This window comes from Bradyrhizobium sp. FW305-F6, assembly GCF_058782905.1.
In genome coordinates this window covers 1,799,650-1,822,030 of sequence record NZ_JBYSYD010000001.1, presented here as the reverse complement: position 1 = coordinate 1,822,030, position 22,381 = coordinate 1,799,650, and the positions used below count along the sequence as shown (strand labels likewise).

Sequence of the window (22,381 nt, the reverse complement as noted above, 5' to 3'; positions counted from 1 at the left end):
CGGCGCAATGCTGAACTTCGTCGTTCGCCGGCTGCTTGCGATGCTGCCGGTCCTGCTCGCCGTCTCGTTGCTGACGTTCCTGATCGCCTCGCTGCTGCCCGGCGATCTCGCGCTCGTCATCCTCGGCGACCAGGCGACGCCGGAGAATGTCGCGGCGCTGCGTCGCGACATGGGGCTCGACCAGCCACTGTGGTGGCGTTACCTGAGCTGGCTCGGTCAGGTGTTGCAGGGCGATCTCGGCCGCTCGTTCCGCACCGGGCAGACGGTGCTCCAGGCGGTGGCGGAGCGCATCCCGGTCTCGCTGCAGCTGATGCTGATGGCCGAGTTCATCGGGCTCCTGATCGGGGTGCCGCTCGCGATCGCCTGCGCCGCGCGCGCGGGCGGCGCGTTCGACCGCTTCATGACCGGCGGCGCCTTCGCCATGCTGTCGATGCCTTCGTTTCTCACCGCGATTCTGCTGATCTATCTGTTCGCCGTCGAGCTGCGCTGGCTGCCGGCGACCGGCTATGTGCCCTTCACCGAGGCGCCGCTGGCGAATCTGCGCTTCTTCGTGTTGCCGGCCCTGACGCTCGCGCTCGCGGAATGGCCTGGCATCATGCGAGTGCTGCGCTCCGACATGATCGCGACGTTGCAGGAAGACTATATCGCGCTTGCCAAGGCCAAGGGTCTCAAGCCCGCGCGGATCCTGTTCGTGCATGCGCTGAAGCCTTCGTCGCTGACCCTGGTGACGGTGACGGGCATCAATATCGGCCGCCTGCTCGGCGGTACGCTGATCGTGGAATCGATCTTCGCGCTGCCGGGCATCGGCCGGCTGCTGGTCGGGGCGATCTACACCCGCGACCTCGTGATCCTCCAGGGAGTGGTGCTGCTGGTCGCCTGCGGCTTCGTCATCGTGAATTTCATCGTCGACATGCTCTATGCCGTGCTCGACCCCAGGATCCGCCATGGCCACGCTTGAGCTGTCGGTTCAGGACGACGTGGCGTCCGCGCCCGTCCGCGGCAGGCGCAAGCTCGGCGTCCTGTTCTGGCTCGCATGCGGCTGGCTTGCGATCATTCTTTCGCTCGCGATCCTTGCGCCGGTGCTGCCGCTGCAAAACCCCGTCGACATGGACATGCTGGAGCGCCGTGCGCCGTTCTCGACCGAGCACTGGCTCGGCACCGACGGGCTCGGCCGCGACGAGCTGGCCCGGCTGATCTTCGGCGCGCGGGTGTCGCTGACGGTGGGGCTGATCGCGCCGATGATCGGCCTCGTTTTCGGCGGCGCGCTCGGCCTGCTGGCCGGCTATTTTCGTGGCCGGTTCGAAACGCTGGTGGTCGGCAGCATGGATGTGCTGCTCGCCTTCCCGCCGCTGATCTTCGCGCTCGCGGTGGTCGCCTATCTCGGCCAGTCCGTCCCCAATCTCACCGTGATCCTCGGCGTTCTCGGCATCCCCGCCTTCATGCGCGTGGCGCGCGCGGCGACGCTGACCTTGGCGCGGCGCGAGTTCGTGATCGCGGCCGAGGCGCTCGGCGCGAGCCATGCGCGCATCCTGCTGCGCGAGCTGCTGCCGAACGTGATCCTGCCGCTGCTCGCCTTCTTCCTGCTCGGTGTCGCCGTCACCATCGTGGTCGAGGGCGCGCTGTCCTTCCTCGGCCTCGGGGTGCCGCCGCCGATGGCGAGCTGGGGCAGCATGATCGGGGAGGGGCGCGAGAGCCTCGACGTCGCGCCGCGGCTGGCCTTCCTGCCGGCGGCGGCGCTGTTTGTGACCGTGCTGGCGTTCAATCTCGTCGGCGACACCTTGCGGGCCCTGACCGACCCGCGTCAGGGGGCGCTGTGAGCGCGCCGCTCCTGTCCATCGAGGACGTCGCGGTCGAGCTGCCGACGCCGCGCGGCAGCCTGCGCGCGGTCGATCATGTCGACCTCTCGCTGGAGGGCGGTCGCACGCTCGGCATCGTCGGCGAATCCGGCTGCGGCAAGACCATGCTGTCGCGCGCAGTGCTGCAGCTGCTGCCGAAGAAGGCCCGGCTGAGCGGCCGCGTGATGTTCGAGGGCCAGGATCTGGTGCGGCTCGATGCGGAACGCTTGCGCCGCCTGCGCGGGCGTGACCTCGCGGTCGTGTTCCAGGACCCGATGACCTCGCTCAACCCGGTCCTCACCATCGGTACGCAGCTGATGGAGACGATCCAGGAGCATCTCGAGCTCGACGCAGCGACGGCGAAAGCGCGGAGCATCGAGCTGCTTGCCGCGGTCGGCATTCCCGCGCCGGAGCAGCGGCTCGGGCAATATCCGCATCAGTGCTCCGGCGGCATGCGCCAGCGCATCGCGATCGCGATCGCGCTGTCCTGCGAGCCAAAGCTCCTGATCGCGGACGAGCCGACCACGGCGCTCGACGTGACCATCCAGGCCCAGATCCTCGATCTGCTCGCGCGCGAGCAGCGCCGCCGTCACATGGCGATGATCATCATCACCCACGATCTCGGCGTCGTTGCCGGCCGTGCCGACGAGGTCGCGGTGATGTATGCGGGCAGGGTGGTGGAGCGTGCACCGACCTCCGCGTTGTTCAAGCGCATGCATATGCCCTACACCGAGGCGTTGCTGGCGGCGATCCCGAAGCTGGATACCGCCCCGCATACGCCGCTGCCGGCGATCTCCGGCCGTCCGCCCGATCCGACCCGGCCGCTGAAGGGCTGCTCCTTCGCGCCGCGCTGCCGCTATGCTTCCGGCCGTTGCCAGGAGGCCAAGCCCGAGCTGAGGCAGGCGGAGGCGGCCGGCCATCTCTATGCCTGCTTCCACCCGATCCGCATGGCGGAGGGGATCGAGGCATGATGCAGCTTGCCATGCGCCCCGCGCCGCTTCTCAGCGTCGACGATCTCGTGGTCGAATATGGTCTGGGCAACAGGACGGTTCATGCCGTCTCCGGCGTCAGCCTTCAGGTCGCGCGCGGGGAGACGCTGGGGCTGGTCGGCGAATCCGGCTGCGGCAAGTCGACCCTCGGGCGCGCGCTGCTGCAGCTGCGCCGCGCCAAATCCGGTCGCGTGATGTTCGACGGCCAGGATCTCACGGCCATGGAAGGCGAGGCGCTGCGGAAGATGCGCCGGCGCGTGCAGCTGATCTTCCAGGATCCGATCGCCTCGCTCAATCCCCGCCGGCGCATCGGCGACATCGTCGCCGAGCCGCTGATCATCGCCGGAATCAGGGATGCCGCTGAGCGCAAGCGGCGCGTGCATGAGGTGCTGTCCGCGGTCGGGCTCGATCCCGATCTCGTGGCGGGCCGCCTGCCGCACGAATTTTCCGGCGGCCAGTGCCAGCGCATCTGCATCGCGCGCGCGCTGGTGCTCAACCCCGAATTCATCGTCTGCGACGAGCCGGTTTCGGCGCTCGACGTCTCCATCCGCGCGCAGATCCTGAATTTGCTGGAGGAGATGAAGGCGCGCTTCGGCCTGACGCTGCTGTTCATCGCGCATGATCTGGCGGTGGTCAAAGCGGTCAGCGACCGCGTCGCGGTGATGTATCTCGGCCGGCTCTGCGAGGTCGCGCCGTCGGAGCAATTGTTCGCGAGGCCCGCCCATCCGTATACAGCGCTGTTGTTGCAGGCGATCCCGGTGCCCGATCCGGACGTCCGTCCCGCCGAGAGTGTGGCGGTCGGCGAGCCGCCATCGCCGATTGCGCCGCCGTCCGGCTGCCGCTTCCGCACCCGCTGCCCGCGCGCCGACCAGCGATGCAGCGCGGAGATACCGGAGTTGCGCGAGGTCGCACCCGGCCAGTTCGCCGCTTGCCATCATCCGCTGGCCTGAACTAAGACCGGTTTGTCTCGTCACGCCGGCCATGGCATGGTGGCGCGACCACAAGAACCATGCAGGAGGACGCCGATGAAGAGTTTCAAGGTTGCCGATTTCAAGGCGCCGCTGCAGGAGTTCGACGAGGCGACGCCGCAGCCGTCGGGCACGCAGGTGCTGATCAAGGTGAAGGCCGCCGGCGTCTGCCACAGCGACCTCCACATCTGGGAGGGTGGCTACGATCTCGGCCATGGCCGCAAGCCGCTGTCGCTGAAGGACCGCGGCATCAACCTGCCGCTGACCATGGGCCACGAGACCGTCGGCGAAATCCTGGCCTTCGGTCCCGACGTCAAGCCTGCCGACCAGGGCGATCTCAAGCTCGGCGACGTCGGCCTCGTCTATCCCTGGATCGGCTGCGGCAAGTGCGCGACCTGCCTCGCCGGTGACGAGAACATGTGCCTGACGCCGCGCTCGCTCGGCGTCTATTGCGACGGCGGCTATGCCGATCACATGCTGGTGCCGCACCCGCGCTACCTGCTCAACCTGAGGGGCCTCGATCCCGCGACGACCGCGCCCTATGCCTGCTCGGGCGTCACGACATACAGCGCACTGAAGAAGGTCGAGCAGCATTTTGACACGCCGATCGTGATGTTCGGCGCCGGCGGCCTCGGCCTGATGGCGCTGTCGCTGCTCAAGGCCATGGGCGGCAAGGGCGCGATCATGGTCGATATCGACGCGAAGAAGCGCGAGGCCGCTGAAAAAGCCGGCGCGCTGGCGACCGTCGATCCCAAGGCGCCGGATGCGCTGGAGCAACTCGCCAAGAAGGCGGGCGGGCCGATCCGCGCCGTGGTCGACCTCGTCGGCAATGCAGCCACGACGCAGCTCGGGTTCGACTGCCTGACCAAGGGCGGCAAGCTCGTGATCGTCGGCCTGTTCGGCGGCGGCGCGACCTGGGCCCTGCCGCTGATCCCGATCAAGGCGATCACGATTCAGGGCAGCTATGTCGGAAACTTGCGCGAAACGCAGGAATTGCTCGATCTCGTCCGCACCAAGAACGTCGCGCCGATCCCGGTGACGAAGGCCCCGCTCGCCAAGGCCAACGATGCGCTGCTGCAATTGCAGCAGGGCGCGGTGGTCGGGCGTACCGTGCTGACGCCGTAGCTTCTTCCGTCATTCCGGGGCGATGCGACGGGACCGCGAAGCGCGGCCCGGAGCATCGAACCCGGAATCTCGAGATTCCGGGTTCGGTCCTGCGGACCGCCCCGGAATGACTCATCCTCGGCAGGAACCCCCATGTCCGCAAACAACGCCTTCCACATTGCCGTGCTCGCCGGCGACGGCATCGGTCCTGAAGTCATGGCGCCGGCGCTCGAGGTGTTGCGCAAGGTCGAGCAGAAATCGGATCTGCGCTTCCGCTTCACCGAGGCGCCGGCCGGGGCCAATCATTATCTCGCGACCGGCAAGTCGATGCCGGATAGCACCATCAAGCTGTGCGAGGAGGCAGATGCGATCCTGCTCGGCGCCTGCGGCCTGCCGTCGGTGCGCTACCCCGACAATACCGAGATCGCGCCGCAGATCGAGCTGCGCTTCATCTTCGATCTCTATGCCGGCGTGCGTCCGGCGCGGCTCATTCCGGGCGTGCCGAGCCCGATCGTCGGGGCCGACCAGCGCGGCATCGACCTCGTCGTGATCCGGGAATCGACCGAAGGCCTCTTCGCCTCCATGGGCAAGGGCGTCGTCACCCACGAGGACGCGCGCGAGACCCTGGTGATCACGCGCAAGACATCCGAGCGCCTGTTCGAGTTCTCGTTCCGCCTCGCCGAGCGGCGCAAGGCGCGCGGCAAGCCGGGGTCGCTTGCCTGTGTCGACAAGGCGAATGTGTTCAAGGCGTTCGCCTTCTTCCGCCGGATCTTTGACGAGGCCGCCAAACGTCATCCGGACGTGAAGACGGATCATCTCTATGTCGATGCCTGCTCGGCGATGCTGGTGAAGCGTCCCTGGGATTTCGACGTGATGGTGATGGAGAACATGTTCGGCGACATCGTCTCCGACATCACCGCGAGCCTGATCGGCGGCCTCGGCATGGCGCCCTCGGCCGACATCGGCGACAAATACGCGGTGTTCCAGCCGTGCCACGGCACCGCCCCCGACATCATGGGGCAGGGCAAGGCCAACCCGACCGGCATGATCCTGTCCACCGCGATGATGCTGGACTGGCTCGCCGAGAAGCACGGCCTCGAGAGCGCAGCGGAAGCCAGCGAGACCATCGGGCGCGCGGTCGACCAGATCTATGCTGGCGGCGGCATCAAGCCGATGGAGTTCGGCGGCAGCAACGGCACCGCCGACATCACGAAAGCGGTTCTCGCGGCGCTGTAGTCAAAAAGGGGCCCTCACGGGCCCCTTCGTCGTTCACCAGCGGCGCCAATGGTGGTGATGACGCCAGCGCCATGGCCGCGGGCCGTAGAAGCGCGGGCCGCCGTAATAGCCGTAGGCGCGATAATAGTTCGGGCGCCACCAGCAGCGGCCCCAGGGGTTGCAGACCCAGCGCACCTGCTCGACATCGGCGGCTGGACCGCTTGCGATCCTGTTCGCCTGAGGGATGCCGTTCGGCATTGCCGCGAGCGCGGGTCCCGACGCGAGCGCCACGCCACCCATGGCAGCCAGACCAAGAACAGCAGATCTGAATTTCATCGCAATCTCCCTCGTTGCTGGCGGGAGAACTTGCGCGACATCAAGTGGTTGCAGCTGCGTCGAGTTGCATGAGCAATTTAATCTACCTGAACGTCGGTTCAGCTTCAGCGGCCCCGGAATTGCGGCTGGCGCTTTTCCATGAAGGCCTGCCGGCCCTCGCGGAAATCCTCCGAGTCCATGCAGGCATTGCCGATTGTCTTGATCGCCTCCATGTCGCGCCGGCTCTCGTCCTTCAGCACCTCCGCAATGGTGATCTTCGCGGCCTTGATCGCGAGCGGGGCGTTCTGCGCGATCGTCTCGGCGATCGTCATGGTCTCGCCCCAGAGTTCGCCTTGCGGGAACAGGCGCTCGACGAGGCCGATGCGCAGCGCCTCGGCGGCGTCGATCCGCATGCCCGTGTACAGCAGGAGCCGCGCCCAGGACGGGCCGACCAGCGACACCAGATGGTTCAAGCCGTCATAGCCGTAGGCGATCCCGAGCCTGGCCGCGGGGATGCCGAACTGGCTGCCATGTGAGGCCAGACGAATGTCGGTGAGCATCGCGACCTGCATGCCGCCGCCGAGGCAGTAGCCGTCGATGCAGGCGATGGTCGGCTTGGGATAGTCGGCGAGCAGGGTGCGCTGGGCCGCGCTGCGCCTGGCGTATTCCTCGGAAGCGGCTGCGTTATGCCGCGTCTTTTCGAACTGGCTGATGTCGGCGCCCGATACGAACGCCTTGCCGCCGGCGCCACGCAGGATCACGACGCGCACGGCGTCGTCGTCGCGCAGGGCCGTCAGCGCTTCGCCAAGACCCTCCCACATCTCCAGCGACATCGCATTGCGCTTGTCGGGATTGTTGAAGGTCACGACACCGACGCCATCGGCCGTGTGCCGCAGGATCTTGCCGTCGGCGTAACGTGTTTCGGTCGTGCTGAACATGTCGGGCATCGCGCGCTCGCTGGTCACAGGTGAGGCGCAATGTGGGGCGCTGGCGCGGCCGCGGTCAACCGGCACAGGATAAGAGAGCTTGCATCCGCCTGTGCCGCGATTGCATGCCGCGAAGTCCGGCAAGGCGGAAACGGCGAACGATCAAACGGCCAGGAAGCAATCGCCACGAAAAAGGGCGGCTGGGCCGCCCGAAAGTACCGCGCGCAAGCGCGCCGGCACACCATGTCTCCATCGACCCTCGTCCAATCCGGCCGCGCACCTGCGGCGCGGCGGATTGAACATCGGCCGTAAAGGCCAAGCCGAGGATCGGCCTCAGCTCTCGTTCGCCGCGATCGATTCCATCAGCGATACGAGCTGACGCTGCACCGTCTGGTCCTTGATCTTGCTGTAGGCGCGCAGCAGACGGAGGCTGAAGGCCGAGTCGAGGAAGAGCAGGCTCTCGACTTCGCGGGCCTTGTTGTCGCCGTCGTAGAAGAAGGTCACGGGCACGTCGAGGGCGGAGGCGATCTGCTGCAGCCGAGCTGCGCCGACGCGATTGACGCCCTTCTCGTACTTCTGGACCTGCTGGAAGCTGACGCCCAGCTTCTCGCCGAGCTCGGCCTGCGAGATCTTCATCTCGACGCGCCGCAGACGGATTCGCTTGCCAAGCTCAATGTCCGGCTTGCCGGCACTGCGCTGCTTCATTCTTTTCGCCGCTGCTTTCATCTCTTCTCACCTTTGTTCTTCGGTTGAAAATCCCCCGAAGAGCTGGGTCAGGGGTTCGCCCATATAGGAGTTCTTGAATTCATGCGGATGCACGAACTCTTCCTTAAACCACGGGAAGCGAGCCGGATTGAAAGCCTCGATCAGCCAGTCAATCATGTGCCGCACGCGCGGAATGCGGCCGCTACCGGGATGGTAGGACAGCCAGATATCCAGCGGACGGTTCAGCTCGACCTCCAGTGGAATCAACTTCCCGCCGAGCGCGATGGCATAGCTTGGGAAGACGCCGATGCCGGCGCCGTTCGCGACCGCCCAGTAGTTGGCGCTCGAGACGTTGGTCTTCATGACCAGAAGGTCACGTTCCGAAACGCCCGGGAAGAAGCTCTCGAAGGATTCCTTGGCGGCGAGCTGGTCGGCGAATTGCAGCACCAGGCGATGCTTGATCAATTCCGCCGCCGAACGCGGCGCGCCATGCTTTGCGATGTATTTCTCCGAGGCCCAGAACATCAGATGCATGCGGCCGAGCCGCACAAGCTTGATGTCCAGCGCCGACGGGCGCGCCAGATGGATGGCGACGTCGGCCTCGTGGCGCGAGACGTCGGCCGAGCGCATCGCGCAATGCAGGTCCACCAGGATCTTCGGATAGGCCTGCTGGAATTCGACCAGGCGGGGAGCCAGCCAGAAGGTGCCGAGCCCCTCGGTGACGGCAACGCGGACCTCGCCGGACAAGGCGTTGGCCATCGAATCGCTGGCGCGCAGGACGTCGAAAGTGGCCGCCTCCATGCGCTCGACGGCGGAGACCACGAGAGCGCCCTCATCGGTCAAGTGGGTGCCGTGGACGTCGCGGGTGAACAATGTGGTGCCGGTCTGGCGTTCGAAATCGTCGATCCGCCGCCGCACGGCGTTGATCGACAGTGACAGGCGCTCGGCCGCCGAGCGAAAACTTCCGCATCGGACGACTTCCAGGAATATGCGGGCGGCATCCCAATCCGAGAGACCGCTGAGATTTGTCTTTGGGCGTTCCGCCAGAGGAACGCCCCTTTCCGCCAAGGAGTGCATACAATTCCCTTTGGAAAGCTAAACTGGCAGAATCTGGGGCAAACCACAACCACGACGGGTTGGGGAACGAAGAGTTTTGAACGTCATCCTTTACTACCCGTTTGACGGTATCGGGATGCGGTCACAGGCTGGGAATCGAGCAGGCTATCTGCTCGACTGAGGGGTTAGGCGTGAGTTCCGTTGCGAGCCGCGAAATGGCTGCGGGGTTGCAGGCGCTGTCCGCGATGAGAAATCGTGTGCAAGAGCCGATGCCGTTTCGCCTGATGGATCAATCGCACCGCGCCGGGCGTTTGCTCCGGGACCAGTTGGATCGTCGCCCGCTAAGCGGGATGGCGATAGCGGCCGGGAGCGCTGTTCTCCGGCAGAAACTCGCTGAAATCAGGTTCGGAGGCACCGTCGCCTCGTGTTATCCTTGGTCTTCCAATCGGGCCGAAGGGGGCGTGACCGATACGTCTCGCAGGTCGAATTAACGGAAAGAACGCCGGTGTCGCATTCAGACGAACAGTTGCAGTCGGTGCTGGAGACACTCGAGGAGTGCCGCAGGGTTCTCAATGCCTGCAACAGCCGTGAGTCGGCCGAGATGCTGTCCATCGTCATCCTCGACGTACGGATGAAGCTGAAAGGAATTGACAGCGCAGATCTCAAGGCGCTGTGCGACGAAATGCTGCGGAGCGCTGCGAGCCATCCGCCGACCCCTTCCAAGCAGACGCAGGACCAGCCCCGGCGTCCGCTGCTCCGCGTGGTGAAGTAGCCGCGCCGCCGAGTCTCGCTTTTAGGCGAGGTTTGTGCGCGTCCCGATGCCGTATCTGTGATCACGGAGGGCATCGGGAGGAGCCTTGGTTTTGTGCGCCTCTGTTGCGCATTCTCGGCCATCGGCTACACCAGAGCCGGTTCGGCTCCGGGGCCGGGCGCATTCCTTGCGTGCCGTCCCGGGCCTGAGATGGCTCCGATTGCATCATGCAAAATGTTTCGATCCCGGCGGCGATGATTGCCGGCCTCGTCAGCTTCCTCTCGCCTTGCGTTCTGCCTCTGGTTCCGCCCTACCTGATCTACCTGACGGGCGCCACGATCGAGCATGTCGAAAGCGACGAGCCGCCCGCTGCGTCCAAGCGTGCGATCATGATGTCGGCGCTACTGTTCGTGCTCGGCTTCTCCACGATCTTCGTGGCGCTGGGCGCCAGCGCTTCGCTGGTCGGCGGCCTGATCCGGGCCTGGTCGGCGGAGCTGTCGATCCTCGCCGGCGTCGTCATCATCATCATGGGCCTGCACTTCCTCGGCCTGACGCGCATCGGCTTTCTGATGCGCGAGGGACGGTTGCCGATCCCGAAACCCGTCGGCCTTTGGGGCGCCTATGTCATGGGCCTCGCTTTCGCGTTCGGCTGGACGCCCTGCATCGGTCCGATCCTCGCCGCGATTCTCTCGATCGCGGCGGCGGAAGCCACGATCGCGAAAGGTGCTGGCCTGCTCGCGGTCTATTCCGCCGGCCTCGGCATTCCCTTTCTGATCGCCGCGCTTATGATCGAGCGGTTCTCCGCGCTGTTCGCGCGCATGAAGGGCCACCTCGTCAATATCGAGCGCGCCATGGGCGTCTTGATGGTGATCACCGGCATCGGCTTTCTCACGGGCGCAGTCTCGAACGTGAGCATCTGGCTGCTGGAGACGTTCCCGGCGCTGCAGACCATCGGCTGACGCGCTCGGGAACCGGGTTTTCCCGGAGCATAAAGTAAAGGAACCGTTGATAACCGCCAGGCATGCTGTGACGGAACGGCGGGATTTTCAAACCTTTCCGGTTCCGAAACGTTGGAGCTGGGACAACTCGCATGGTGGAGATCACGTGACCAAGACACTGCTCTTAGAACCTTTGTCGGACAACGCGGCTCTGGTCGCCTGGCAATTCCTGGGGCAACCCTTGCCGGAATGGCCGAGCTGGGTGCAGTCGAATTGCTCGTTGCAGAAGGATGCCGACGGAAAATTCGAGCTTCGGCACGAGCGGTGCAGCGGAACTCAGATCGTCTATCTCGGCGAGTGGCTGGTGAGAGATCTCGATGGCGGCGTGGACTTTTACACGGACGCGGAGATCTGGTCGCGGTTCGCCGCGAAGCGCTGACGCGCGATGAGAGCCGGCTCGCCTATCGCGCCTTAGTCTCTTCTACCTGAACTCCAGCTGATCAAAAGCCTGTGTCGTCGGTGGGGCAAAAAGCCTCGCCGGCGCGCTCACTCGCAGCATACAATCTGTGGTAATATTTCGATGTACTGCACCCAGAGGGGCATTTTTCAAAAGCATATACTGAAACGAGCATTCTAACCAATCGACATATTCGGCGCCCCTCTCCCCTACACAGCATTTGAGCAGGAGCAAGCGATGGGAACCGACGTCAACGTTCATCCCGGCCACGGCAAGGCCGGACGTCAACCGACGCGACAATTTCTGGATACGCTTTCCGGCCATGAAGATCCGGGCATGTTTGGCCGGATGTTTCCGACACTGGACCCGCTGGCCGTCGACGACGGACCGCTGCGTGAACTCGCCGACGCGATGAAGGATCCTTCTCCCGGCGACCCCGCCGGAAACAACCTCAACGTCCCGGCCGGCTTCACCTATCTCGGGCAATTCGTCGACCACGATATCACGCTCGACCTGACCTCCTTCGGCGAGAAGGAGGCCGACCCGATGGCGGTCACGAATTTTCGCACACCCGCACTCGATCTCGACAGCATCTACGGCCTCGGTCCCGATGGAAGCCGCCATCTTTACGCGCGCAACTCGGCGAGCGAAAACGGCAAGACGCCGGGTCCCAAGCTCCTGATCGGCAAGACCGTCAACGTCGATACCCTTACGGGAGATCATCGCAACGACCTGCCGCGCAATCCCGAGGGGTTCGCCCTCATCGGCGATCATCGCAACGACGAGAACCTGCTCGTCGCCCAAACCCACCTCGCGATGCTGAAGTTTCACAACAAGGTCTGCGACCAGCTCGCGGCTTCGGGCAAGCCGGCGGGCGAGATTTTCGAGGAAGCGCGTCGGATCGTGACCTGGCACTATCAATGGATGGTCCTGCATGATTTCGTCGAGCGGATCACCGAGAAGGGAATCGTCGCGAAGATTCTCGAGCAGGGGCGGCGGTTCTACCGCTTCAAGAAGATCCCCTACATGCCCGTCGAGTTTTCAGGCGCCATCTATCGGCTCGGCCACAGCATGGTCCGCCAGGTCTATAGTCACAACAGGATCTTCACGCCGGGCGGTCTCACTCCGGCGACGCTCGACCTGCTGTTCAGGTTCACCGGGCTTTCGGGAGGAATCATCGGCGACCTGGCGCCGAATCCGATAACGCCGCCGCTCCCGCTTCCCGTGCTTTCGAGCAATTGGATCATCGACTGGCGGCGTTACTTCCAGGTGCTGCCGAACAATCCTGCGGGCGTGACACTCAATCCGTCGCGCAAGATCGATCCGTTCATCGTGCCGCAACTCCACACCCTGCCCGGTGACGGCGGCAGCCTGCCGTTCCGCAATCTCAAGCGCGGCGTGTTGCTGGGATTGCCGTCGGGCCAGGACGTCGCCAAGGCCATGAAGATCAAGAATCCACTGTCTCCGGAAGAGATCTCGAAGGGAAGCGACGGAGCCGTGGCGAAGAAGCATGGCATGCACCAGAACACCCCGCTCTGGTACTACATCCTCAAGGAGGCGGAGCAGCGGGGAGGCGGTGAACGGCTCGGGCCGGTCGGCGCGATGCTGCTCGCCGAGGTCTTCGTCGGCCTCGTCCACGGCGATCACCAGTCGTATCTGTGGCTCAAGGGCAAGACCTGGAAGCCGACGCTTGCATCGCAAGTGCCGGGCGAGTTCACGATGGCCGACCTGCTGCGCTTCGTCGGCGATATCAGCCCGATCGACGGCATCTCGACCGTCTAGGTTGCAGGTGCTAGGCCAGACCGGCGCATGGCGCGCCGGTCTGGACGTACAGGCGCTCGTATTGCGTTGCGATATGCGCTTTCGCAGCGGATCAGGGCGTCTCCTCCAGCGTGCAGGTCACGGTGCACACGACGCCGCGCGGCAGGAAGTCGACGGTCGCCTCGCCGCCGAGCTGGTCGCGCGCGCTACGCTCGATCAGGCGCGAACCGAAACCGCGCTGCACCGGCGCCGTGACCGGCGGCCCGCCAGCCTCGGTCCAGACCAGACGCAGCCGCGGCTTCGGCGCGTCGGTCATGATCTCCCAGTCCAGAGTCACCCGGCCGGTGTCGTTGGACAGCGCGCCGTATTTCGCGGCGTTGGTGGCGATCTCGTGCACAATCATCGACAGCACCACGGCGAGCCGCGGCGACAGCGGCACGGCGGGGCCGTTCATGCGGATGCGGTCAGGATTGCTCAAAAGAAAAGGCTGGAGCGCGCGGGCGATGACGTCGCGGAACTCCGAGCCCGCCCATCGCTCCTGGCTCAGGAGATTGTGGGCCTCGGCGAGCGCGCCGAGCCGCCCCTCGAACTTCCTCCGCTCGTCGCGGCTGGCGCTGCGGAAAGTCTGCACCGCGATCGCCTGCATCAGGGCCAGCGTGTTCTTGACGCGATGGTTGAGCTCCTCGATCAGCAGATTGTGCAGCATCTCGCCGCGCGCGATCGTGGTCGCCATCCTGACGGCAAAGGTCAGGCCGACGAGCAGCAGGATGCCGCCGATCAGGCTGGTGATCGCGATGTTCCGCCAGAGCGGCGCGACCAGTGAGCTCTCGGCAACGCCGGCGACCGCTGTCCAGCCCGTCAGCCGCGACCTGGTATAGGCCGTGGTAAGCGCGACACCGTCGAGCGAAACGGTCGAAAGGGCTGCCTCCGGCCTGCGAAACATCGACTCGTACAGCACGCCAGAGGCCTGCCGGCCGAAGTTCTCGGTCGGGTTTGGCGAGCGCGCGAACACGACGCCCTTGCTGTCCAGCAGCGACACGGTCCACTGATCGTTCGGGCGCTGCTGCTCCAGCAGCCGCTGGAATATCGCAACCGGCGGACTGAAGGACAGCGCATAGGCGACCTCGCCGTCGCGGAGAACGGGGATTTCGACGGTCACGACCGCCTGCTTCTTGGTCGCGCCGACGAAAAGATCGGAAAACTGGGGAGTCTTGGTCGCGAATACGCGCTCGACGATCTCGCGATTGTTGCGCCGGGGCAGGTTCGCGGTATCGGGCGTTGCCGACGAGAACACCTGATGCCCGGTCCGGTCCGACAGCAGCAGGACGCTGTCGTCGCCATATTGGCTGATGAAGCCGGCCGCCAAGTGTCGGAAACTCTCGAAGTCCGCACTGCCCAAGGCGTCGCTGAGCGCGAGCACCTGCAGGCCCCCCGTGATCCGCTGCACCTCGGCATCGAGCACCATGCGCATGCTGCGTACCGTTTCCAGCACACGGCGCGTGGCCTCGCTGCGGTCCTGACGGTAGTTGTAGTAGGCAAGGCCCACGGCGAAAACGATCAGCGGCAGCGTCGTTCCCGCGACGAGGAGGGCAAGCCGAACGGGCAGGGTGAGCTTTGGCAAACGGAGGCGTCCCGGTTCCAGCGCAGTCGCGCCGGACAATGATTTTGACGGGACCATACGGGCAGGAACCGTGCTGCGCCACGATTTTCCAGCCAAACCCATCTGCGATCGCCGCGCTGCACGCGGACGCTTCGAGTTGCAGTGCAATAGGCGTCGGCGCGCAGTTCTGCGACGAAGGGGTAGCACGAGCGCACGCGAAATGACTTTCGTCCGCCCGGAGATTTTCATACGCTTTGCTTTTGCAAGCCGCATAATGGCTGCGCTCACGTCCCGGCGACAGGGATGGAGCCATAAAGGGAGGGGAGACGATGAAGCGAAGGTCATTTCTCGCTGGTATCGGTGCGACCACGGCGGCAGCTACGATCGGCATGCCGTCGATCCTGCGGGCGCAAGCGCCGATCACCTTGAACGGCGCAGTTCAGTTCAACGACGATCACGCCTTCAACCGGGCACTGCTGCGGTTCGAGGAACTGGTGAAGAAGTATTACGGCAAGCCCGTCAATTTCACCCTGCACAGAAACTCCTCGCTCGGCCTCGAGAAGCAGTATTTCGAGTACATGTCGCAAGGCAAGGCAGTCGACTACGGCATCGTCTCGCCGGCCCACATGTCCACCTTCGCCAAGGCGGCCCCGTTCATCGATGCGCCTTTCGTGTTCAAGGGCATCGAGCACATGAACAAGGTGGTCGAGGCCAACATCCTGGCGCCGGTGGCCGACGAGGTCGCGGCCAAGGCCGACGTCGTTCTGATCGGCTATGCCGGCGGCGGCATCCGCAACATCTTCGCCAACAAGCCGCTCAAGAACCTCGCCGATCTCAAAGGCCTCAAGGTCCGCGTGCAGGGCGCGCCGATCTGGTCGAAGACCTTCGCGGCCGTCGGCATGAGCCCGACCGTGATCGCCTATAACGAAATCTACAACGCGATCCAGAACGGCGTGATCTCGGCCGGCGAGAACGAAGCGGCCGGCGTCGAGGCGATGAAATTCTACGAAGTGGCGCCGCATCTCAACTTGACCCAGCACGCCGTGTCGATCCGGCCGATCTGCTTCTCGGTGAAGACGCTGAAGACCCTGCCGAAGGAGTTGCAGGAGGCGATCATGAAGGCCGGCAAGGAGGCCGGCGACTACGGCCGCCAGCTCGAGTCCAGCGAAGAGGTCGTCAAGCTCGACACGCTCGAGAAGGCCGGCAAGCTCAAGCGCGTTCCCTTCGAAGAGCGCGACGCCATGAAGAAGCTCGCCGATCCCGTGATGGCCACCTACGCCAAGGAAATCGGCGCGGAGAACATTTTCGAGAAGATCAACGTCGTCTGAGGCCGCATCGTCCGCCGACAGCATTCCGGGCAGGCCCCGCTTCCTGCCCGGACATGGCGGATGAGTCGCCGCACGGAGCTCCAATGTCGGACATGCACGTCCCGTCCACACCGTCGCTGTGGCGCCGCGTCACGGCGGCCTATGCCAAACTGCTGGAAATCCTGCTCGCCGCCTGCGTCGGCATCCTGGTCATTCCGGTCACGCTGCAGATCGTCTCGCGCTACACGCCCCTCATCCCGTCCTACATCTGGACCGAGGAAATGGCGCGGTTCCTGTTCGTCTGGACCATCATGATCGGAGCGATGGTCGGCATTCGCGAGGCGCAGCATTTCGAGGTCGACGTCTGGCCCGAGCTGTCGCGGCGGTCGGAGGCCGCGGTGCGGATCGTCGCGCGGCTCGGCGTGCTGGCATTGGCCTTCGTGTTCGTGTGGGCCGGGATCGAATTCACGCGTTTCGCCTGGAACAGGACGTCGGAGCTAGCCGACCTGCCGCTCTGGCTGATCCACGTCGCCTGGCCGGTGGCCGGCGTGACGTGGATGGTGTTTGCGGGCGAACAGATCCTCGATGAACTGCGCATTCTGGTTGGGGCACGAAGATGAGCGGCACGGTGCTCTCTGCCGGACAGGCCGCGATGTTGCTGTTCGGGGTCTTCGTCGGCCTGCTGATCGTGCGCGTGCCGGTCGCTTTCGCTCTCGGCCTTGCCTGCGTGCCGATCCTCTTGATCGAGCCGCGCCTGTCGCTGATGATGCTCGCGCAGGAGACCTTCAACGCCTACAATTCCTTCATCCTGCTCGCGGTGCCGTTCTTCCTGCTGACGGCGAATCTGATGAGCATCGGCGGCATCACCGATCGCCTGGTGGCGCTGTCGCGCTCGATGGTCGGGCACTGGCCGGGGTCGCTGGCGCAGATCAACGTCGTGCTGTCGGTGTTCTTTGCCGGCATATCCGGCTCCTCGACGGCCGATGCCGCCAGCCAGTCCAAGATCTTCATCGACGCGCAGACCAAGGAGGGCTACGACCTTTCGTTCTCCATCGCGATCACCGCGGTGTCCGCGGTGCTCGCGGTCGTCATCCCGCCGTCGATCCTGATGATCGTATGGGGCGGGCTGATCTCGACCTCGATCGCGGCGATGTATCTGGCCGGCATCGTGCCGGGCCTTTTGATCGCGGGCGCGCAGATGGCGACGGTGCACGTCTACGCGGTGCGCCGCGGCTATCCGACCTATCCGAAGGCGAGCTGGGTCGACATGCGATGCGCGATCTGGCGCTCGATCCCGGCGCTAATGACCCCGTTCATCATCGTCGGCGGCATCCTGCTCGGCTGGTTCACCGCGACGGAATCCGCCTGCGTGGCCGTGCTCTATTCCGTGGCGCTCTCGACGTTCTTCTACCGCGAGACGGGCTTGCGCGAATTGTACAAGGCCTTGCTCGATACCGGGCGCCTCGCCGGCGTGGCGCTGTTCTGCGTCGGCACCGCCAGCGCGTTCGGCTGGCTGCTGGCCTACTACAAGATCCCGCAGGAACTGCTGGCCAACGTCTCGACATGGGGCATGGGTGCCATCTCGGCCGGCTTCTTCATCGCCTTCTGCTTTCTGGTGGTCGGCTGCTTCCTGGACGCCATCCCGGCGATCATCATCGTCGGCACCGTGCTGGAGCCGCTGGCCAGGTCCGTCGATCTGCATCCGGTCCAGTTCGCGATCATCTCCATCGTCTCGCTGGCCTTTGGGCTGGTAACGCCGCCCTATGGCCTGTGTCTGATGATCGCCTGCTCGATCGCCGGCGTGCGGCTGCGCTATGCGCTGAAAGACACGGTGATCATGCTGATCCCGATGCTGTTGGTGCTGGCGGCCGTCATCATCTGGCCCAGCGTGTCGCTGTTCTTGCCGCGCCTGATCGTGCCGGAGATGCTCAAATGAGCGCGACCCGCGGCCGGTGGCCGCGGGGTCCATTCGGCTAATTACAGATTGCTCTCGGTGATCGCGGCGTAGACCATGCTGCGCAGTTCGCGTCGGATCGGGTAGGCGCTCGACGGCAGTACCTGCGTCATGAAGATGGCGATCAGCTCCTCGGCCGGGTCGATCCAGAACGAGGTCGTGGCCGCACCGCCCCAATTGTATTCGCCGGGGCTGCCGGCGATCATCGTCTCGGCCGGGCGCATGGTCACGGCGAAGCCGAGGCCGAAGCCGATGCCGTTATAGGCGGCCTCGGAGAACAGCGAGCGCGACACCTCGGGCAGAAAGCGACCGCCCGGAATGTGGTTGCTGGTCATCAGCGCCAGCGTCTTGGGCCCGATCAGCCTGACGCCGCCAAGCTCCCCACCATTGAGCAAGGCGCGGCAGAAAGTGAGGTAGTCGGCGACTGTCGAGCACAGACCACCTCCGCCCGAGATGAACGAGGGCGGGGACAGGAACGAGCTCGTCGCCGGATCGTCCTGCAGAGTCAGGCCTTCGCGGCGCTGGCCGGCATGGAAAGTCATGCCGCCGCCGGGATCGGCGGAATAGCAGGCGGCGAAGCGATGCGCCTTCGACGCCGGCACGTGGAAATCGGTGTCGGTCATGCCGAGCGGATCGAGAATGCGTTGTTTCAGGAACTGCTCGAACGGCATTCCCGAGATCTTGCCGACGAGGTAGCCGAGGACGTCGGTCGCGACCGAGTAATTCCAGGCCTCGCCCGGCGAGAACTCCAGCGGGATCTTGGCCAGGCTCTCGATCATGGTCTGGAGCGTGCCTGACTTCTCGACCTCGCCGATCTTCTCACTGCGATAGGCGGCATCGACATTGGAGCGCTGCTGGAAGCCGTAGGTGAGGCCGGAGGTATGGCGCAAGAGGTCGACGATCAGCATCGGCCGGGACGGCGGCCGGGTCAGGAACGCGGGATAGGTGCCGGCAACGAACACGCCGAGATCCTTCCATTCCGGAATGTATCTGGCGACGGGTTCGTCGATCGCGACGAGGCCTTCCTCCACCAGCATCATGAAGGCGACGCTGGTGAGCGGCTTGGTCATGGAATAGATGCGATAGATAGTGTCGTCCTTCACCGGCAGCTTGCGCTCGACGTCGGCGAAGCCCTGCACCGAGCTGTGCGCGACCTTGCCGCGGCGGAAGACCAGGAGCTGTGTGCCCGGGAAGCGGCCGGCATCGATGTACCGCTTCTTCAGATGCGCATCGACACGGTCGAGCGCGGCCTTGGACATGCCGACGGATTCGGGCGAGGCAGGGGTGGGGGCAAGCATCAGTTCCTCCGGGCAGTTTCTCGATCACCGTGATAGCCAAATGGCGGGCCCATTCCAAGCCGGTCGCGCTTAACGCGGGCCGGCCAGCTGGTATAGGCTGTCCCCTGGAAGGCCGAAGCAGCCCGCCTGGGGCAACGAGAACAACGCGAGGGCAAACGCAGCATGACCCAGTTCAACGAGACCGAGCTCACCGAAGCCGTCATCAGGAGCTTCGACAACACGCCGAACCCGCGTGCGAAATTCCTGCTGCAGGAATTGGTGAAGTCGCTGCACGATTACGTGAGCAAGACCGGCCTCACCTTCGAGGAATGGGACTACGCCATCGATTTCCTGACCCGCACCGGGCAGAAATGCACCGACACGCGGCAGGAATTCATCCTCCTGTCCGACGTGCTCGGTGTTTCCATGCTGGTCGACGCCGTCAACCACAGGGATCGCGACGGCGCGACGGAGACCACCGTGCTCGGCCCGTTCTATGTCGGCGAGCACAAGGTGACTGCGCACGGCACCGACATCTCGCCGCATAACGCGGCCGGCGAGAAGATGTTCGTGCAGAGCCGCGTCACCGACCTCGAGGGCAAGCCGCTTGCAGGCGTGCCGGTGGACGTCTGGCATGCCGACGACGATGGCTTCTACGATTCCCAAAAGCCGGACTATGACGAGGTCGGCGCCTCGGCGCGGGCGCGCTTTATCACGGACAGCGACGGCCGCTTCTTCTTTCGCACCATCCTGCCGTGCAGCTATCCGATTCCGACCGACGGACCGGTCGGCGAGATGATCGTGCAAACCGGCCGTCATCCGATGCGGCCCGCGCATGTGCACTTCCTGGTCAACGCCAGGGGCCATGAGCCGCTGATCACCCACGTCTTCATCGGCGGCGACAAATATCTCGATTCCGACGTCGTGTTCGGCGTGAAGGACGATCTCATCGCCAAGGTCGAGCCGCGCAACGATGCTGCGATGCCGGACGGCACCAAGGCGAGCGGGAAATGGCACCTGATGACCTACGAATTCCACCTCAAGCCGGGCGGCGGCATGGCACCGAAGCCGCTGGGGACGAAGGCGGCGGAGCCGGCGTGAGCGCACTTTCGAGACGCGAGGATTACCGGCTGATGTAAGCGGCGAGTTCGTCCGGCGTTCCCTTCGGGAACGCGTCCTTGAGACGATCGAGGAAGGCGGAGACGCGCGCGCTGAGCAATCGCCGCGAGGGGTAGAGCGCCCAGAGGGCGATGTCGGATCCATCGACATCTCCCCAGCGGACCAGCGTGCCGGCGGCAAGATCGTGACTGACGAGCGACAGGGGGAGCCGTGCCGCGCCGATTCCGGCTCTCACGGCATCGCGAGCCATCATCAGGGATGACAGCCGAAGCACCGGATCGACCGTGATGCGCGATGGGCCGCTTGGCTGCCTGATGTCCCAGAGCGCAGCATCATCGTCGCCGCGCACGACGGCCGGAACGGCGAGGTTTCCTTTCGGGCGCTTCAGTCCGGGGCCGGCTGCGACCACCAGTCGGTCGCGCAAGAAGATGCGGCCGACGAGGCTTTCATCCGGGGCGGGGTTGACCCGGATCACGAGGTCAAAGCCCTCCTCGATCATGTCGACATGGCGATCATCGGTGGTGACCTCGAGCCGGACTTGCGGATGCTTGAGCGCGAAGTTGGCCGCCAGACGGCCCATCGCGGTTTGCGAGAAGAGCTGGGGGGCACTGACCCGCAACCTGCCCCTTGGCTTGTCTCCGCCGGAGGCGATCGCTGCCGCCGTCTCGCCGAGCTCGGTGAGGAGCACTGCGGTTCGCTCGTAAAGCGCGCGCCCTTCATGGGTGAGCTTGAGACTGCGCGCGCCGCGCTCGAACAGACGCAGATGGAGACTGCTCTCGAGCTCGGACACGCGCCGCGACAACGTCGCTTTCGGGCGTCCCGCTGCACGCGCGGCCTTTCCGAACCCTCCATGCCGCGCGACGAGATTGAAGTCGGCAAGCGCAAGCAAATCCATCTGTTCCACCAATGAGACGGTCTGTCCAAATATAGCGGCTATCGGCTCGCATGTGGATCATTAATTTCTGGGGTGTCTTCAGCCCCAAACCGGAGTGATCCCATGACCATCCTCGTTACCGGCGCCACCGGCACCATCGGCCGCAACGTCGTCGAGCAGCTCGTCAAGCGCGGCGCCGATGTGCGCGCACTCGTTCGAAATCCTGAGAAGGCCAACTTTCCGGCAGGTGTCGCCGTCGCCCAAGGCGACTTGCTGGACGTCGATTCCGTGCGCGTAGTGCTCTCGGGAGTCTCGACGCTGTTCCTGCTCAATGCCGTGGTGCCTGACGAATTCACTCAGGCGCTGACTGCGCTCAACCTCGCCCGCGAGGCCGGCATCGAGCGGCTCGTCTACCTGTCGGTCATTCACAGCGACCGCTACGTGAACGTGCCGCACTTCGCCGGCAAGTTCGGCGTCGAGCGCATGATCGAGCAGATGGGCTTCCAGGCGACAATCCTGCGTCCCGCCTATTTCATGAACAACGAGCTCATGATCAAGGATGTGGTGACCGCGCACGGCGTCTATCCCATGCCGATCGGCGGCAAGGGACTGGCGATGATCGACGCGCGCGACATCGGCGAGATCGCGGCGATCGAACTGATCCGCCGTGAGGCATCCGCGGTGCCGCTTCCGCTCCAGCGCTTCAATCTCGTCGGTCCCGATACGATCACCGGCGCGAAAGCTGCTGCGATCTGGTCGGACGTGCTCGGACGCGCAGTCGCCTATGGCGGAGACGACACCGCGGGGTTCGAGAAGAACCTCAGGCAGTTCATGCCGCCCTGGATGGCTTTCGACATGCGGGTGATGAGCGAGCGCTTTCTGAGTGAGGGAATGATCCCCGAAGTCGGCGACATCGGGCGTTTGGTCGACATGCTGGGCCGTCCCTTGCGCGCCTACCGCGACTTCGTCGCCGAGATCACGGCCGCTGCCTGACGGCCGTGGCGATCGCCTGACTTCGTCAGAACATTTTTACCAACGACGGGGGGCCCTTTGGGCGCGCCCCGTCGTCAGGTGAATCCCCCGTAAAAACGCGGGACTCTGACAAAGCTCGTGCTCCTGCATAAGATTTGTGCGTCGCACAAATTTTATGCAGGTCGCAAATTTCGCGTGCGGAATTGACTGCGACTGTTTTTCGCGACTGTCGCAGCCCATTGAATTACCTAGATCTTT

22 protein-coding genes are annotated in these 22,381 nt (G+C 64.8%); 15 read left to right on the top strand and 7 right to left on the bottom strand.

Going from position 1 to position 22,381, the window contains the following annotated elements; genetic code table 11:
* The first annotated feature begins 7 nt into the window (after positions 1 to 7).
* The 6 genes from AC3WLX_RS08825 (at position 8) to AC3WLX_RS08800 (ending at position 6,132) form a co-directional block, all read left to right on the top strand.
* Positions 8 to 958 carry an ABC transporter permease gene (locus AC3WLX_RS08825; protein ID WP_291622472.1) on the top strand — a complete coding sequence of 317 codons (951 nt, stop codon included), beginning with the start codon at positions 8 to 10 and terminating at the stop codon, positions 956 to 958.
* The gene (locus AC3WLX_RS08820) at positions 945 to 1,817 is read left to right on the top strand and encodes an ABC transporter permease (protein WP_492335531.1); all 873 of its coding nucleotides are present in this window, start codon (positions 945 to 947) and stop codon (positions 1,815 to 1,817) included. The genes AC3WLX_RS08825 and AC3WLX_RS08820 overlap by 14 nt, the downstream gene beginning before the upstream one ends.
* Positions 1,814 to 2,806 (top strand): ABC transporter ATP-binding protein, encoded by a 993-nt coding sequence (locus tag AC3WLX_RS08815; RefSeq protein ID WP_492335530.1) that lies wholly within the window; start codon positions 1,814 to 1,816, stop codon positions 2,804 to 2,806. The genes AC3WLX_RS08820 and AC3WLX_RS08815 overlap by 4 nt, the downstream gene beginning before the upstream one ends.
* Positions 2,803 to 3,774, top strand: coding sequence for an ABC transporter ATP-binding protein (locus AC3WLX_RS08810; RefSeq protein WP_291622479.1), 972 nt, complete (start codon positions 2,803 to 2,805; stop codon positions 3,772 to 3,774). Before AC3WLX_RS08815 ends, AC3WLX_RS08810 begins: the two co-directional genes overlap by 4 nt.
* Positions 3,775 to 3,849: 75 nt before the next feature.
* On the top strand, positions 3,850 to 4,917 hold the full coding sequence (locus AC3WLX_RS08805) for an alcohol dehydrogenase (RefSeq protein WP_291622481.1): 1,068 nt from the start codon (positions 3,850 to 3,852) through the stop codon (positions 4,915 to 4,917).
* 132 nt (positions 4,918 to 5,049) lie between these two features.
* Entirely contained in the window at positions 5,050 to 6,132 is a 1,083-nt protein-coding gene (locus AC3WLX_RS08800) for an isocitrate/isopropylmalate dehydrogenase family protein (protein ID WP_291622483.1), read from the top strand.
* A gap of 33 nt (positions 6,133 to 6,165) precedes the next feature.
* On the opposite strand, the gene AC3WLX_RS08795 is transcribed toward AC3WLX_RS08800, so the two are convergent.
* The 4 genes from AC3WLX_RS08795 to AC3WLX_RS08780 all read right to left on the bottom strand — a co-directional run bounded on the left by AC3WLX_RS08795 (position 6,166) and on the right by AC3WLX_RS08780 (position 9,134).
* Positions 6,166 to 6,447 (bottom strand): hypothetical protein, encoded by a 282-nt coding sequence (locus tag AC3WLX_RS08795; RefSeq protein WP_291622484.1) that lies wholly within the window; start codon positions 6,445 to 6,447, stop codon positions 6,166 to 6,168.
* Between the two features lie 104 nt (positions 6,448 to 6,551).
* Positions 6,552 to 7,373: an enoyl-CoA hydratase gene (locus AC3WLX_RS08790; RefSeq protein ID WP_492335529.1), complete on the bottom strand. Its 822-nt coding sequence runs from the start codon at positions 7,371 to 7,373 to the stop codon at positions 6,552 to 6,554.
* A 312-nt stretch (positions 7,374 to 7,685) separates the two neighbouring features.
* On the bottom strand, positions 7,686 to 8,057 hold the full coding sequence (locus AC3WLX_RS08785; protein ID WP_020608151.1) for a helix-turn-helix domain-containing protein: 372 nt from the start codon (positions 8,055 to 8,057) through the stop codon (positions 7,686 to 7,688).
* 27 nt (positions 8,058 to 8,084) lie between these two features.
* The gene (locus AC3WLX_RS08780) at positions 8,085 to 9,134 is read right to left on the bottom strand and encodes a LysR family transcriptional regulator (RefSeq protein WP_291622507.1); all 1,050 of its coding nucleotides are present in this window, start codon (positions 9,132 to 9,134) and stop codon (positions 8,085 to 8,087) included.
* Between the two features lie 484 nt (positions 9,135 to 9,618).
* On the opposite strand from AC3WLX_RS08780, the gene AC3WLX_RS08775 reads away from it, so the two are divergent.
* The 4 genes from AC3WLX_RS08775 (at position 9,619) to AC3WLX_RS08760 (ending at position 13,041) form a co-directional block, all read left to right on the top strand.
* On the top strand, positions 9,619 to 9,885 hold the full coding sequence (locus AC3WLX_RS08775) for a hypothetical protein (RefSeq protein WP_291622509.1): 267 nt from the start codon (positions 9,619 to 9,621) through the stop codon (positions 9,883 to 9,885).
* A gap of 206 nt (positions 9,886 to 10,091) precedes the next feature.
* The gene (locus AC3WLX_RS08770) at positions 10,092 to 10,823 is read left to right on the top strand and encodes a cytochrome c biogenesis CcdA family protein (protein WP_492335528.1); all 732 of its coding nucleotides are present in this window, start codon (positions 10,092 to 10,094) and stop codon (positions 10,821 to 10,823) included.
* A 145-nt stretch (positions 10,824 to 10,968) separates the two neighbouring features.
* Positions 10,969 to 11,241 (top strand): hypothetical protein, encoded by a 273-nt coding sequence (locus AC3WLX_RS08765; protein ID WP_492335527.1) that lies wholly within the window; start codon positions 10,969 to 10,971, stop codon positions 11,239 to 11,241.
* Positions 11,242 to 11,496: 255 nt separating this feature from the next.
* Entirely contained in the window at positions 11,497 to 13,041 is a 1,545-nt protein-coding gene (locus tag AC3WLX_RS08760) for a peroxidase family protein (protein ID WP_492335526.1), read from the top strand.
* Between the two features lie 91 nt (positions 13,042 to 13,132).
* Here the strand turns inward: AC3WLX_RS08760 and AC3WLX_RS08755 are convergent, their stop codons facing one another.
* Positions 13,133 to 14,641: a sensor histidine kinase gene (locus tag AC3WLX_RS08755; RefSeq protein ID WP_492335525.1), complete on the bottom strand. Its 1,509-nt coding sequence runs from the start codon at positions 14,639 to 14,641 to the stop codon at positions 13,133 to 13,135.
* Between the two features lie 308 nt (positions 14,642 to 14,949).
* On the opposite strand from AC3WLX_RS08755, the gene AC3WLX_RS08750 reads away from it, so the two are divergent.
* The 3 genes from AC3WLX_RS08750 to AC3WLX_RS08740 all read left to right on the top strand — a co-directional run bounded on the left by AC3WLX_RS08750 (position 14,950) and on the right by AC3WLX_RS08740 (position 17,863).
* A complete protein-coding gene (locus AC3WLX_RS08750; RefSeq protein ID WP_492335524.1) occupies positions 14,950 to 15,948 on the top strand; it encodes a TRAP transporter substrate-binding protein in 999 nt (332 codons plus the stop codon).
* Between the two features lie 83 nt (positions 15,949 to 16,031).
* Positions 16,032 to 16,547 (top strand): TRAP transporter small permease, encoded by a 516-nt coding sequence (locus tag AC3WLX_RS08745; protein WP_492335523.1) that lies wholly within the window; start codon positions 16,032 to 16,034, stop codon positions 16,545 to 16,547.
* Positions 16,544 to 17,863, top strand: coding sequence for a TRAP transporter large permease (locus tag AC3WLX_RS08740; RefSeq protein ID WP_492335522.1), 1,320 nt, complete (start codon positions 16,544 to 16,546; stop codon positions 17,861 to 17,863). The genes AC3WLX_RS08745 and AC3WLX_RS08740 overlap by 4 nt, the downstream gene beginning before the upstream one ends.
* A gap of 41 nt (positions 17,864 to 17,904) precedes the next feature.
* Here the strand turns inward: AC3WLX_RS08740 and AC3WLX_RS08735 are convergent, their stop codons facing one another.
* Positions 17,905 to 19,179, bottom strand: coding sequence for a serine hydrolase domain-containing protein (locus AC3WLX_RS08735; RefSeq protein WP_492335521.1), 1,275 nt, complete (start codon positions 19,177 to 19,179; stop codon positions 17,905 to 17,907).
* A 162-nt stretch (positions 19,180 to 19,341) separates the two neighbouring features.
* Here AC3WLX_RS08735 and AC3WLX_RS08730 point away from each other — a divergent pair, with 162 nt between their 5' ends.
* On the top strand, positions 19,342 to 20,259 hold the full coding sequence (locus tag AC3WLX_RS08730) for an intradiol ring-cleavage dioxygenase (protein WP_492335520.1): 918 nt from the start codon (positions 19,342 to 19,344) through the stop codon (positions 20,257 to 20,259).
* Positions 20,260 to 20,281: 22 nt separating this feature from the next.
* Here the strand turns inward: AC3WLX_RS08730 and AC3WLX_RS08725 are convergent, their stop codons facing one another.
* On the bottom strand, positions 20,282 to 21,172 hold the full coding sequence (locus AC3WLX_RS08725; protein WP_492335519.1) for a LysR family transcriptional regulator: 891 nt from the start codon (positions 21,170 to 21,172) through the stop codon (positions 20,282 to 20,284).
* A gap of 102 nt (positions 21,173 to 21,274) precedes the next feature.
* Here AC3WLX_RS08725 and AC3WLX_RS08720 point away from each other — a divergent pair, with 102 nt between their 5' ends.
* Complete coding sequence (locus AC3WLX_RS08720) at positions 21,275 to 22,144, top strand: SDR family oxidoreductase (RefSeq protein WP_492335518.1); 870 nt, start codon at positions 21,275 to 21,277, stop codon at positions 22,142 to 22,144.
* Positions 22,145 to 22,381: the final 237 nt, after the last annotated feature.